We start from the raw sequence: 12,713 nt of genomic DNA, 5'->3' as shown, positions 1-12,713 counted from the left end.
GGCAGCCGCCCCCTGCGGGTGTCGCGATGGCCTCTTATGCGCTATCCTTAGGCAGTCACAGGAGATCGCGATGAAAGTCATCATCAGTGAGACCGTCCGCAAGCTGCGCAACGATCCGAAGGCGGCCAACGCCCTTCGCGAGTTCATCGCCACCGGCAAGGTCAACGATTCCCGCACCATCACGTTCAAGGACCAGAACCGCCAGCGCAAGGTCCAGCTCAGGATCATCCCCGCGCAAGGATAGCGCTTGAACGTCGCCCTCCCCGCCGTACTGCTGTTCCTGCTGCTCGCGCCCGGTTTCATCTATCACCATTTCAGCCAGGCCCGGGAACTGCGCCAGGCGGACATGACGCCGTTCGGCACCACCGCCCTCAAATCCGTTTCCTTCGGCCTGCTGATCGACAGCGCCGTGCTGGCGGTGGCGGTCTACCTGCTGGACTACCGGCTGTACCTCGGCGACGCGCTGCGCATGCTCTCCGGCGCCGCCGCCATCAATGCCATTCCCGTAGCGCGCTACGAATGGCTCAACGAACACCCCCTCCCGATCTTCGCCTACTTCTTCAGCACCTTCGGCATCGCCGTCGCCGGCGCGCTGGTACGGCGCTTCCTGGTGACCCACTACGGGCTCGACCGGCCCACCAGCCGCTTCCAGAACTACTTCCGCCAGCAGGCCCCGTGGCATTACCTGTTCAGCGGCATCGACGTGGTGGGCAACCCCGCGGCCGTGGTGGTCAGCGCCATCGTGCCGCTGCACGATGCGCCCTACCTGTTCACCGGCCTGCTGATGGACTACGAGCTGAAGGAAAACGGCGAGCTGGACCGCATCATCCTGGCCTCGGCCATGCGCCGCAAACTGGCGGACGACCGCAATCCGGGCGAAGACGAGGGCAAGCGAGTGCTGGAGCGCTTCTACCCCATCGACGGCGACCGGCTGATCCTGCGTTCCAACGAATGGACGACCTTGAACGTGAAGTTCCTCGATATCGACGAGGAAGACGTGGACGGGCCCACCCCGGCCGCGGAAGCGCCCCGCTAGACCGTGCCGCCGCGATGGCGATGACGATGCCGGGGCACGCCGGACGCCCGTCTCGTCTGCCGCCGCTCCACCCCATGCCATCTTCGTTGCAACGCACCACGTTCCCATTCCGTACAATGGCCGGACCAAAACTGAACCCGGGCGGACGGCGTGGGATATCGGCGCGTCGCGGTGCCCCCTTGCGAATGGAGATGCCATGCCCGTCGACCGCCGCAACTTCCTGGGATGGTCCGCCGCGCTAGCCGCCGGCCTGCCGACCGTCACCGCCGCCCAATCCGCCTCCGCGCCGGCTGGCGCACCCGCCGGGACCATGCACCGGCGCCCCATTCCGAACACGAACGAAACGCTGCCGGTCATCGGCCTGGGAACGGCCGATACCTTCGACGCCAGCAAGCAGGGCGTGCGCGAAAGCCCGTTGTCCAACGTGCTCGAGCTGCTGCTGCGCACCCCGGGCTCGGTCCTCGACACCGAGCCGATGTACGGCGCCGCCGAGGGGGTCACCGGCGAGCTGCTGCGCCACCACAACGCGCGCAAGCAGGTGTTCCTGGCCACCAAGATCTCCGCGCAATCGGGCGTGCCGGCGCAGGCCCAATGGGCGCAGTCGCAACGCGAACTGGGCAGCGAAACCGTGGACCTGCTGCAGGTCCACAACCTGATCGACTGGCGCGACAACCTGCGCTACCTGCGCCAGCTGAAAGAACAGGGCAAGACCCGCTATATCGGCCTGACGCACTACCGCGCCGACGCGCACGACACGCTGGCGCAGCTCGTGCGCAGCGAGCGGCTCGACTTTATGCAGATCAACTATTCGGTGGCCGAGCGCGAGGCCGAACGGACGCTGCTGCCGCTGTGCGAGCAGCGCGGCGTCGCGGTGCTGATCAACCGGCCGTTCCAGGACGGCCGCCTGTTCCGCGGCGTGCAGGGCAAGCCGTTGCCGCCGTGGGCTGAGGAGATCGACTGCACCAGCTGGGGCCAGCTGCTGCTCAAGTTCATCGTCAGCCATCCGGCGGTGACCGCCGCCATTCCGGCCACCTCCAACCCCCGCCATATGCGCGACAACCTGGGCGCTGGCGTGGGCCGCATGCCGGACGCGGCACAGCGCGACCGCATCGCGGCGCTGTTCGCCTGAGGCCGCGCCGTGGAACCGGACCATCGCGCCCCGCCCCCGCGGCCCGAGCCCCGCGCCCCACGCACGCTGCTGGGCGTGGCCGCCGGCGAGCGCGGCGCGGTCCTCGCCGGCTTTCTGTTCTTCTTCTGCCTCTTCGCCAGCTACTTCATGCTGCGGCCGGTGCGCGAGACCATGGGCATCGCGGGCGGCGTCAAAAACCTGCAATGGCTCTTTACCGCGACCTTCGTCGTGATGCTCGCCGCCATTCCGCTCTACGGGCTGTGCAGCGCGCGGCTGCCACGGCGGCGCTTCGTGCCGTGGGTCTACGCCTTCTTCATCGTCAACCTGCTGGTATTCGCCCTGGCGACACGGGCCGCGCCGGACAACGTGTGGCTGGCCCGCACGTTCTACGTGTGGCTGTCGGTCTTCAATCTGTTCGTGGTCTCCGTGGCCTGGAGCCTGATGGCGGACGTGTTCCGGCCCGAGCAGGCCAAGCGCCTGTTCCCGGTGCTGGCGGCGGGCGCCAGCGCGGGCGGCCTGGCTGGGCCGGTGCTGTCCGGCTGGCTGGTGCCGACGATCGGGCTGACCGGGCTGATGCTGCTGTCCGCCATGCTGCTGGGCGCGACGCTGCCCGGCGTGGGCTATCTGTTCGGCTGGCGCGGGCGCGGCGGCGCCGGCCAGGCGGTGGCGGGCGCGACCGTACGGCAGCAGGACCCGTCGCAGCCCATCGGCGGCGGGCTGATGGCGGGCCTGACGCTGGTGCTGCGCTCGCGCTATCTGCTGGGCATCGGCCTGTTCGTGATCCTGCTGGCCACGGCCAGCACCTTCCTCTACTTCGAACAGGCGCGCCTGGTCGCCGAGGCCTTTCCCGATCGCACGCGGCAGACGCAGGTATTCAGCGCGCTGGACGCGGTGGTACAGGCGCTGACCATCGTGGTCCAACTGTTCTTCTCCGGCCGCGTGGCGCGGCGCTACGGCGTGACGGCGCTGCTCACCGCCATCCCGCTGGCGGTGGCGGCGGGCTTCCTGCTGCTGGCGGCGATGCCGACGTTCGCCGTGCTCGCCGGCCTCATGATCCTGCGGCGCGTGGGCGAATACGCGATGATCCGCCCCGGCCGCGAAATGCTGTTCACGGTGGTGGATGCCGAGACCAAGTACAAGGCCAAGAACGTCATCGACACGGCCATCTACCGCGCGGGCGATGCGGTGAGCGCCTGGGTCAAGACGGCCATCGACGCGCTGGCCGGCCATCCAGCCGCGGTGGCGCTGACCGGCGCGGTGCTGGCGCTGGCGTGGGCCATGCTGGGATGGTGGCTGGGCCGGCGCCATGAAGGCGCGGTGACCGCGGCCCCTGCGGCGATGGTGTCGCGCCCGGGCTGACGCCGGGCCGGCCCGTCGCGCCGCGCCGCGCCGGAAAAATTTTCATCGGCACGCGCCCGGCGCGCGGCGAGCGGCTTTATTCGTCGGCGTGCATATCCGCCGACCGCAGACACAGCGGCTAATGCACTGCCCCTGCCCGCGCTGTATCAGTGGCGCGACAAGCCGCCGTACACACTGAATGAAGCGCTTCTTAACGCGCCGTGCCGCGCCGGGCAGGCCTTCCGTGCGCCATTGCATCCCCCGGGACGATCGCCTATAACGCCAACCGGAAGTCAGGCACCCGTCGGCTGCCGGCTTCCGGTGGCCTTCGCTGGTGCAAGAGGTGCTGCCCATGCACGTCTCGGTTGACTTCGTCCCTCCCGTCGATGACCGGCAGAAGCCGCGAATCCTGGCCGCGCTCGCGGACGCCGGCATCGCTCCCCAGCCCTCGCGCGCGCTACAGTCCTGCACACCCCGCCTCCTGTTCTTCAGCGAAATCACCGAAGCCCTCCTCGCCCTGACACAGGAGGCGCGCGGCACGGCGATGGAGCGCGTGCTGGCCATCGACATCTCGCCCAACGGCTGGCATGCGGACCCCTGGCAGCTGCTCAAGGCCGGCGCCTCCGAACTGCTCTGCTGGCACCGCTCCGGCGCACCCGCCATGGACATCGCGGCGCGGCTGCAGCGCTGGGAGACGGTGGACCGCCTGATGGAACAGGCGAGCGTGCGCGACGGGCTGATCGGGCAGGGTCCGCGCTGGCGCAAGATCCTGCGCCAGACCGTCGAGCTTGCGCACTTCACCCACGCCGATCTGCTGGTGCTCGGCGAGAGCGGCACCGGCAAGGAATTGGTGGCGCGGCTCGTGCATGCGCTGGATGCGCGACCCGGCAAGGGCAGCCTGGTCACGCTGGACTGCACGACCATCGTGCCGGAGTTGTCGGGCAGCGAATTCTTCGGCCATGAGCGCGGCGCGTTCACCGGCGCCGTGCAGGCCCGCGAGGGCGCCTTCGCGATGGCGCACAACGGCACGCTGTTCCTGGACGAAGTGGGCGAACTGCCGCTGCCGCTGCAGGGGCAGTTGCTGCGGGTCGTGCAGGAGCACGTCTACAAGTGCGTGGGCGGCAATACCTGGCACGAGACCGACTTCCGGCTGGTCTGCGCCACGCACCGGGACTTGTCCGAAGCGGTGCGGCGCGGCGAGTTCCGCCATGACCTGTACTACCGCATCGCGAGCTGGACGCTGCGCCTGCCGCCGCTGCGCGAGCGCACGCAGGACATCGTCGAGATGGCCCGGCATTTCGCCGCGCACTTCGCGCGCAATGCCCGCCCGGACGGCTGCGCGCCAGAGTTCGACGAAGCGGTGTCGCAATACCTGTCGCGGCGCGAGTACCCGGGCAATGTGCGGGAGCTGCGGCAACTGGTCTCGCGCATCATGGACCGCCACCTCGGCGCCGGGCCAATCACCGCCGCCGACGTGCCCGAGGACGACCGGCCCGCCGCGGCCACGCCCAGCCAGCCGTGGCTGGACGCGTCGTTCGAGCAGGCCATCCAGCGTGCCCTGTCGATGGGGCTGGGCCTGAAGGAGATCGGCCGCGCCGCCGAGCAGATCGCCGTGGACATCGCGGTGCACGAGGCCAACGGCAGCCTGCGGCGCGCCGCCGACCGGCTCGGCGTCACCGACCGCGCGCTGCAGATGCGGCGCGCCGGCACGGTCCGCGAGGCCCGCGCGCCGAAGCCGCACTGAGCGGCGGATGCCTGCAACGCTTGCGCGACGCTATCCGGAGGCGCCGGCGGTCAGCCACGGATCCGGCGCTTCGTGCTCGACCTGGGGCCGCAGCGGCGCGGCCGCGCGCGGGGTCAGCCGGCGCGTTCTCACACCGGCGACGAGGCGCAGAAAATTCTGGCCCAGGATCAGTTCCTCGTCCGAAGCGCGCAGGCGCAGGGCCCGGATCTTGGCCAGTTCCACGCCGGGATGCAGCCACGGACCATCGGAGCCGAACAGCACCTTGTGCGGCCCGGCGCGCCGCACCGCCTGCAGCAGCAGGTCGAAACGCCGCACGCCCGACGTATCCGCGTAGATGTTGGGATGCCGCGTCAGCGGGTCGATCAGTCCCGATTGCGCGCGCCAGTCGTCGGCGAAGCTCCCAAGGTGCGGGATGATGAAGCGCACGTCCGGGTATTCCTGCGCCAGCAGTTCCACCACGGCGATCTCGCCGGTCACGTCGTACAGCACCGGCAGCCGGTAGGCGCGCGCGGCCTCGCAGATCTCGCGCGTGATGCGCGCGTCGTGCCGATGGACCTTGATGCCGACGAAACCATCGCGCTCGACCGCGACCCCCACCATCTCGTCGATCCGCCCGCGATCCTGCGCGGCATTGACGAAGGCGAAGCCGTAGAAGCGGTCGGGCCGCGTGGCCACGATGCGCGCGACCTCGCGGTTGGCCCGGGCATAGTCCGAGTGGAAGGCCGCCAGCAGCACGGTGCGATGGATGCCGGCGCGAGCCGCACGGCGCAGGTAGTGCGTCAGCGGCGCGGCCGTGTCCCATGGACCGGTCAGCCCGTCGCCCTTGCCCGCATGGCAGTGGCAATCGACGATCATGGCCGCCCCGCTGCCGCGCCGCCGGCCGGCGCCAGGCCCGCGCCGGCGATGCGCGCCTGCCAGAAAGCCGCCGGCACCTTGCAGTGCGATACCGTGGTGGCCGCCACGATGACGTTGGGCAGGCCCTGCCCTTGCAGGCGCCGCGAATGGACCTCGGGCGTCAGCGGCTTCGGGCATGGCGGGCGCGCACAGGGCCGCGTGTAGTAGTACAGGTAGAGCCGCGCGTCGGGCCGGCTGCGCGCCCATCGCGCCCAGCCCGAGGGATCGCCATACTGGCTGTCGAAGCCCCAGCATTCCCGGATCGCGGCCGCATGGCGGTTGCCGCGCGAGGTGGCCAGCACCGCCATCGGGGCGCCACCTCCGGAATGGCAGGCGAGGATGAGGCGACCGATCGCGGGCGTGATTCCGGCCTGGCGGAACGGCGCGCTCGCGGCCAGCGCCGCCCGCACCCGCTCCAGATAGCGGTCCAGCCCGCCGGGCTTGACCAGGTCGCCCGCTTGCGAGCGTGCGCCCAGCGTGGGAGCCACGAGTACCGCATTGCGTCCGCTGCGGTCCAGCCCTTCGCGCAGCGGAAAGAAGGCGGAGCGCCAGATCGACTCGATGGTCCAGTCCTCGCTGCCGCCGCACGGTGCCTTGTGTCCGTGCAGGTAGACGATGATGTCGACGGCCGAAGTCGGGCGATAGCCTGCGGGCAGATAAATCCCCGTGATCGGCTGCGCCTTCCCTTCGGCGCCGAGGGGGATGCGCGGGTACAGCGTCAGGCCGGCGGGCCCCGCGACCGCCGTCGCCGCCCCGTCCTTGCCGAGCAGCGGCCGCACCAGATCGCTGCGGATCCGCAGCCATTCCCGGCCCAACGCGGCGAAGCGCGGCTCGCCACGGCGCAGCGCGCAGCCGCGCCGCTCGGGATGGCGGGCGAAGAACACGAGGTTGGTGAGCGCCTTCGGGTCGCGGTGCCCGGCCTGCCATGCCAGCCGCAGCGCTGCCTGTTCCTGGCCCTTGCCGAGCGCGGCGCGCACCGCGGACGGAAAGACGCCGGGATCGTGCCTGCCCGCCCCCGCGCAGGGCCCCGTGCCGGTCTGCCTGTTCATCGCTGTTCCCTCGCCTCGTCCGCCGCATCAGCAGCGATAGTTCTGCGCCGACGGAATCCGCTGGCGCAGGGCCTTGTAGTGGGCCGGCACGCAGAAGCGCACGTGGAGATGATCGTCGTGGCCCGACCAGCGCACCACCTTGGGATGCTGGATGGCCGGATCGTTGAACGCGAGCGTCTTCACCGGCAGCACGCCGTTGGCAAGGATGCTCTCGACCAGATGCCGCGTGCGTTCGCGCGAGTAGTTGCCGGACTTGTACGTGACAGCGCCGCCTTCCTTGCCGTCGTTGCGCACCAGCCCGATATCCACGTCGAGCCCGACCTGGTGGCTCTTGTGCGGACTGAGCCAGCCGCCGCCGCGCTTGCTCAGGTCAGAGATCACGATGCGCGGGCCGTGCGGAAACCGCACGAACCAGCGCGCCGCCACCGTGGTCAGCGCCATCACCATCTCGGGGACTCCCCACCGCATCGCCGCATCCTTGCGGCAGTAGAAGCCGACGCCCTGCTTCGCCATCAGCGTATTGACCTCGGGATGCGGGCCGGGCACGGTCAGGTACAGCGCCTTCCATTCCTTCACGAGCTTCGCGTAGCCCGGTTCGCCCTTTGCGAGCGGCCGTCCCGCCCCGGACGCATCGATCCGCTCGGGATGCGCCATGTAGAACAGCAGGTTGGCGATGTCCTCGGCGCTCCTGCCCTGTTGCGCGGCGCGCCTGATCACCTCGGCGCGGTTGCGCTGGCGGAAGGCGTCCAGCACGGTGGACGGATATGCGCCCAGGCGGAACTCCTCTTCCATGTCCGGGGTGAATTCCGCCTCCAGGCAATCGGGACAGTCGTCCTCGCCCTCGAACGCCATCGCCTGCTCGCGCATCGCCTCGGCCATCGATGCCGAGGCCGGCTCGACGCGCACGGCGCCCGCCGGCAGGCGCGCGACCTTGGCCTGCACGAAGAAGGCATTGCGCTTCTGGTCCAGCCCGGCGACGGGCCCGATCCAGCGCCATGCCTTGCCGCGGGCGTACGCCTCGGTGAAGGCGCGCCATTCCGCGTCGGACGGATAGCGGCGGTGCCGGTCGTGGAAGTACACGTAAGTCGAACCGAACTCGCTGGCATTGCGAATCGGGTTGGGCAAGCTGCCGCCCAGCGCGGCCAGCGCCAGTGTGCGCGCCGGCAGCGGCAGCTTGGCCCAGGGCCGCTTCTGCAGGGCGAGGAACTGCCGCAGTTGGCCCTTGGGAATGTTGTCGTGCGGGGGCTTGTAGACGCCGCCGGTACGCACGAAGGCAGGCTTGTCCATATGGCGGCGCGCGGCGCCCCAGCTGCGCAGCACCGGTTGCAGCGGCGTCGAATACGCGCGCAGGAAGGCGTGGAAGGTCTTGTAGTACTTGCGGGTGAACAGCGCGTAGCGGTTGAGCATGGCCCAGATCACCGCCCGGTTGGCGGCATCGTCGCGCCCGCCCGCCTCGCCGACCAGAAAGCGCGCGGTCCATAGCGCGTCGTCCGCCGTGAACGCATAGCGCAGCTGGCGCCCCGGCGCGGATACGACGAGCGTGCCCAGGCGGGCCGGAATCCTCGCCGCATCGCCGGCGGCCATGCCCGCGCGCGCGGGCGGCCGCGGCGCCGGCATGGCCGTTTCCCCTTGCAGCCCTGCGCTGCGCAGGCCCGACAGCAGATCGAATGACATGGCTCACTCCACTGGTGGCGCGCACCGGCCATCACGGCCCCGGCGCGCGACGATGGCTCACTGGTGCCATACCACCGGGGGCGTCACCGGATCGGACAGCTTCGAGATCACGATGCCGCGATTGCCGCCCAGGGAATCGATGCCCGCGATGGCGGCCGCACCCACCGTACCCAGGGCCGCCAGCACGCCGCATACCAGCTTGACCTGCGGCGGCGGCGCCACGGCCACGCACAGCGCGCCGGCGCCCGTGCCCGCCTTGAGCGCTTCGATCAGCGCCTTCGTATGGCACTCGTTGAGCCACACCTGCACGCCCCACCAGCTCGGCTTGACTTCGGTCCGGCCCGGGCAGGAGCCGGCGCTCGCCTCCATTTCGAGTGCGGCGCCGGCGCGCCCCCCGGACCGCAGCTGCGCATTGCGCCGCTTCAGCGAGCTGTGCAGCACGTTGAAGAGCCGCGGATTGATTCGGAGCTGGTTCGCGGCGTCCTGCGCGTTGCGCGCGCGGATCGCCAGCCGCATGGTGCCGCCCTTTCGCTTGACGTGCTTTCCCATCGCACCGACGGCGCGCGAAAGCGTGGCGTGCGCGTTGCGCAGCTGCTGGATCTTCTTCTGCACGTCCGCGCCGCCCCGGCCGCCACCCATCTCGTCGGCGAACTCGAACTCGTATTCGCCGTCGCCCATCTCGCCGAAGCCGTCGGCCTCCATCTCGTAGCCGCCGTCCTCCTCCTCGCCCTCGAACTCTCCGGCGTCCTCGAATTCGGTATCGAACTCGAACTCGTCAGCCTCGTAGCGGAATTGATCGTTCATGATTCACCTCCTGTCGCAGATATCCACCGTGATGCATGCTGCAAACCTGCCCGACCGCCAGCGCCGCGCGCTCGATGTCATGCACCGCATGACGCGCGGTGAGCAGGAAACTGATCCGGGCTCCGGCACCGGCCCGCGCACGGTGAAGCACCGTGCGCACCCCTTGCGCCAGCAAGCCCTCGTAGAGCCCTTGCGCATCGATGCCGCAAGCCGGCGCCAGTGTCTGCACCGGAAAGGCGCCCCCCGCCGCAATGCAGACCGCGCTCGGCGAGCCGCCAGCGCAGGCATCGCACCAACAGCGCGAGATGCCGGCGCCGCCGGTCGCCATGCGCGCGGTTGACGGCCAGCGCATGCTGGGCGGCGCGCAGCGCGGCGAGCGAGGGCGGGCTGGTATGCACGCGGGTCTCGCTGCGCGCTGCGAAAGCACGGACCATGGCCGCACTGCCGGCCAGCACCGCCAGCGGCGCGCCGAACGCCTTGGCCAGCGAACCGATCAGCACCACATGCGGGTCCGCCACGCCGTGAAAGCGCAGCGAGCCGCCGCCCCCGCGGCCCAGCGGCGCGTTCGCGCACGCACCCTCGCCCAGCATGCCGAGCGCCTGCGTATCGTCCAGCACCAGCAGGCCGCCGCGCCGCGCCACCAGGCGGGCATAGTCGGCCACCGGCGCGGGCGCACCGCAGCCGGGGCAGAAGCCGTCGGCCACCACCACGGGCCGCGCGGCACGATGGCGACGCGGCGACGCCCGCGCCATCCGCCGTTCCAGCGCGTCGGCGTCGTAGTGGGCAAAGGGTGCGACAGGAATGCCGCGCGCCGCGGCCCGCTGCGCGCCCCAGCGCCCCACCGCATAGGTCCCGGCATCGAGATAGATCGCGCTGTCCCGCGCCAGCATGCCGCCAAGGTCCCAGAACAGATGCAGCGTCGATGCCCCCATCTGCGCCGCCTCGCAGCCCACCAGTCCGGCCAGCGCCGCGGCAACCGCGGTCTGCTCCGCGCGCTCGCATAACGCGGCGGGCCGCCCAGCCGTGAGCTGCTCCCACGGCGCCAGCGCATGGCTCGGATGGCGCATCCCCAGGTAGAGCGCCGAGGTGAAGTCGAGCATGGTCGCTGCGCCTCATGGCCGCCCCGCGCGTTTCTGTTGCTCGGCCAGGCGGTTGCGCAGGTGCACCGACGGTTGCAGGTAGCGCCTGGCGTTGTTGGCATCGCTGGCGGAGTCGGCCGACAGGTCGACGCCTGTCGCGGCGCGATACGCGTGGATATACCCCTGGATCTCCGGCCTCCAGTAGCGCGCCCAGTTCTTGGCCTGCTCCTGGTCGTTGACATCCACCCAGTCGCCATAGCGCACCGACAGCACGATCTGTTCGCCCCACACCGCGAGATCGCGGAAATGCGTGATGCTGGTGTCGCCCCATCCCTGCAGCTTCTTCATGGTGTCGATCTGGCTCATCCACGGTTCCTTGTAGGGCACCATGGCGCGGCCGCGCAGGAACTCGCGGATCTCCGGCCGCGACAGCAGCCACTGCTCGATCAGCATCTCGACGCGCGCGGTCCACGGCAGGTCGCCGAACTGGTTGTGCGCGCCCTCGGCCAGCAGCAGATGCACCTCGCGCAGCGCGGTCAGCAGCGGGAAGCCGTCGGCGACGACGGTGGTGTCCGCATCCTCGTGGAAGAACACGGCCGCGCGGTACAGCAGGTTGTGGAACGCCTCGAGGAACTTGGAGCGGCTGTCCGCCGTGCGCATCTGCGGCACCGCCTTGCCGTACAGCGTCAGGCCATAGTGGTGGTCGTACTCGTAGGCCCGGCGCGGCACGCTCAGCCGCTTGTACTCGCTCTGGATATAGCCCCAGAACAGGTTGTTCAGCGGCCGCAGCGGGTCGATGGCCAGGTGCGCCAGCGGGTCGCGGTCCCCGCCGCGATGGCGGTTCTGGAAGCGCAGCGCAATCGCGTTGAGGGTCTGCACCAGCATGCCCTCCTCGTGCCAGTACGACCAGATCAGCTCGATCAGCGTGGGGCACGTGAAGCGGCGCCGCAGGATGCCGTCGCAGTAAGGCAGCCGTTCGTCGCGCCGGCCGGGATCGGGGCCCATCAGCGCGGTGACCACGCGCGTCAGGTACGGCAGCGTGGCCGTGTTGCCCAGGTACTGCTGCAGCCGGCTGACGATGCCCTCCAGCGTGGGCCGCTCGCCGAGCCGGGACTCTTCCTCGGTCAGGTCCAGCAGTTCGCCGTGGCGAATGCGGATGCCGCATTCGAGGATCAGGAAGACCTCGGTCGCGGTACGCAGCAGCTCGTACGAATCCACGCCATGGATGGTCGGCCGGTCGAGCAGTTCTTCCCTGCGGTCGCCGATCGTCGGCATGCCCATTTCCAGTGCGCCGGTGGGCACGCCGCCGTCCAGGTCGCTGCCCTGGCACAGCACGCGGTTGATGAACTCGCTGTAGCGGTTGAAGCCGATCATCTCGGTGTGGTGGCGGATCGCCGGCCACAGGGCCTGGTCGGCGGTGGGCACGAGCGACGAGCGCTGCAGCGCGACCTTCAGCGTGGGCACCTGACCGTTGCCGCCATTGGCGCCGGACTGGGCCAGCGTGTCCATGCCGCGCGCGATGCCCGAGACCTGCTCGGTCAGGCTGTCCATCTTGCCGTCGATATTGGACTTGAGCGTGCGGGCGAACTCGCGCGCACCGCTGGCCATCCGTTCCAGGTCGCTGGCGGACAGCGGACGGTGGTGCACGGCGACCATCACGCTCGCCTCCGCCTCGCGGATGTTCTCCATATGCTCGGGAGGCGGATCGACCAGCGTCGCCGATACGGTGATGCGGTACGCGCCGGGCTCCAGTCCGCGCGTGTGCCACTGGACAATGCGCGTGTCGGCCCCGCCCATTGTGGACGAGGGGCCGGAGATCGATCCGGCGTCGGCCTTCCAGCGGTACGTGTACTGGAACTTGCTGCCATCCGCGGGGGGCGTGGCCGAGAGCTGGACGATCATGCCTTCGGTCACTTCCTTGGGTTCGTACTCGATTTTCATCTTGCTCATGACGGGACTCCGGCTG

At 70.1% G+C, this 12,713-nt stretch carries 11 protein-coding genes; 5 read left to right on the top strand and 6 right to left on the bottom strand.

The window, feature by feature from the left end; all coding sequences use genetic code 11:
* The first annotated feature begins 70 nt into the window (after positions 1 to 70).
* The 5 genes from LDO27_RS00515 to LDO27_RS00495 all read left to right on the top strand — a co-directional run bounded on the left by LDO27_RS00515 (position 71) and on the right by LDO27_RS00495 (position 5,247).
* The gene (locus LDO27_RS00515) at positions 71 to 244 is read left to right on the top strand and encodes a hypothetical protein (RefSeq protein ID WP_222209163.1); all 174 of its coding nucleotides are present in this window, start codon (positions 71 to 73) and stop codon (positions 242 to 244) included.
* Positions 245 to 247: 3 nt separating this feature from the next.
* Positions 248 to 1,036, top strand: coding sequence for a DUF6338 family protein (locus tag LDO27_RS00510; RefSeq protein ID WP_222209166.1), 789 nt, complete (start codon positions 248 to 250; stop codon positions 1,034 to 1,036).
* 196 nt (positions 1,037 to 1,232) lie between these two features.
* On the top strand, positions 1,233 to 2,165 hold the full coding sequence (locus LDO27_RS00505) for an aldo/keto reductase (RefSeq protein WP_224038990.1): 933 nt from the start codon (positions 1,233 to 1,235) through the stop codon (positions 2,163 to 2,165).
* A 66-nt stretch (positions 2,166 to 2,231) separates the two neighbouring features.
* Complete coding sequence (locus tag LDO27_RS00500; RefSeq protein ID WP_222209368.1) at positions 2,232 to 3,524, top strand: NTP/NDP exchange transporter; 1,293 nt, start codon at positions 2,232 to 2,234, stop codon at positions 3,522 to 3,524.
* A gap of 331 nt (positions 3,525 to 3,855) precedes the next feature.
* A complete protein-coding gene (locus LDO27_RS00495; RefSeq protein ID WP_224038988.1) occupies positions 3,856 to 5,247 on the top strand; it encodes a sigma-54-dependent transcriptional regulator in 1,392 nt (463 codons plus the stop codon).
* Between the two features lie 30 nt (positions 5,248 to 5,277).
* Here LDO27_RS00495 and LDO27_RS00490 read toward each other — a convergent pair whose 3' ends face one another.
* The 6 genes from LDO27_RS00490 to LDO27_RS00465 all read right to left on the bottom strand — a co-directional run bounded on the left by LDO27_RS00490 (position 5,278) and on the right by LDO27_RS00465 (position 12,697).
* Complete coding sequence (locus tag LDO27_RS00490) at positions 5,278 to 6,102, bottom strand: amidohydrolase family protein (RefSeq protein ID WP_224038987.1); 825 nt, start codon at positions 6,100 to 6,102, stop codon at positions 5,278 to 5,280.
* Positions 6,099 to 7,190, bottom strand: coding sequence for a hypothetical protein (locus LDO27_RS00485; RefSeq protein WP_224038985.1), 1,092 nt, complete (start codon positions 7,188 to 7,190; stop codon positions 6,099 to 6,101). The genes LDO27_RS00490 and LDO27_RS00485 overlap by 4 nt, the downstream gene beginning before the upstream one ends.
* A gap of 27 nt (positions 7,191 to 7,217) precedes the next feature.
* Complete coding sequence (locus tag LDO27_RS00480; RefSeq protein WP_224038983.1) at positions 7,218 to 8,864, bottom strand: penicillin-insensitive murein endopeptidase; 1,647 nt, start codon at positions 8,862 to 8,864, stop codon at positions 7,218 to 7,220.
* Between the two features lie 57 nt (positions 8,865 to 8,921).
* The gene (locus tag LDO27_RS00475; RefSeq protein WP_224038981.1) at positions 8,922 to 9,668 is read right to left on the bottom strand and encodes a hypothetical protein; all 747 of its coding nucleotides are present in this window, start codon (positions 9,666 to 9,668) and stop codon (positions 8,922 to 8,924) included.
* A 77-nt stretch (positions 9,669 to 9,745) separates the two neighbouring features.
* Positions 9,746 to 10,768, bottom strand: a complete 1,023-nt coding sequence (locus LDO27_RS00470) for an aminotransferase class I/II-fold pyridoxal phosphate-dependent enzyme (protein ID WP_224038979.1) — start codon at positions 10,766 to 10,768, stop codon at positions 9,746 to 9,748.
* Positions 10,769 to 10,780: 12 nt separating this feature from the next.
* The gene (locus tag LDO27_RS00465; protein WP_224038978.1) at positions 10,781 to 12,697 is read right to left on the bottom strand and encodes a hypothetical protein; all 1,917 of its coding nucleotides are present in this window, start codon (positions 12,695 to 12,697) and stop codon (positions 10,781 to 10,783) included.
* Positions 12,698 to 12,713: the final 16 nt, after the last annotated feature.

The organism is Cupriavidus respiraculi (genome assembly GCF_914271545.1).
GTDB classification, from domain to species: Bacteria; Pseudomonadota; Gammaproteobacteria; order Burkholderiales; family Burkholderiaceae; genus Cupriavidus; species Cupriavidus respiraculi.
Note: the sequence above shows the minus strand (reverse complement) of the source record. Positions and strands in the feature narration are given on the sequence as shown.

Bases quoted from the DNA above. Each gene is read 5' to 3' on its own strand.
- LDO27_RS00515 (WP_222209163.1), top strand. From the start codon at position 71: ATGAAAGTCATCATCAGTGAGACCGTCCGCAAGCTGCGCAACGATCCG.
- LDO27_RS00490 (WP_224038987.1), bottom strand. From the start codon at position 6,102: ATGATCGTCGATTGCCACTGCCATGCGGGCAAGGGCGACGGGCTGACC.
- LDO27_RS00505 (WP_224038990.1), top strand. From the start codon at position 1,233: ATGCCCGTCGACCGCCGCAACTTCCTGGGATGGTCCGCCGCGCTAGCC.
- LDO27_RS00470 (WP_224038979.1), bottom strand. From the start codon at position 10,768: ATGCTCGACTTCACCTCGGCGCTCTACCTGGGGATGCGCCATCCGAGC.
- LDO27_RS00475 (WP_224038981.1), bottom strand. From the start codon at position 9,668: ATGAACGATCAATTCCGCTACGAGGCTGACGAGTTCGAGTTCGATACC.
- LDO27_RS00495 (WP_224038988.1), top strand. From the start codon at position 3,856: ATGCACGTCTCGGTTGACTTCGTCCCTCCCGTCGATGACCGGCAGAAG.
- LDO27_RS00485 (WP_224038985.1), bottom strand. From the start codon at position 7,190: ATGAACAGGCAGACCGGCACGGGGCCCTGCGCGGGGGCGGGCAGGCAC.
- LDO27_RS00480 (WP_224038983.1), bottom strand. From the start codon at position 8,864: ATGTCATTCGATCTGCTGTCGGGCCTGCGCAGCGCAGGGCTGCAAGGG.
- LDO27_RS00465 (WP_224038978.1), bottom strand. From the start codon at position 12,697: ATGAGCAAGATGAAAATCGAGTACGAACCCAAGGAAGTGACCGAAGGC.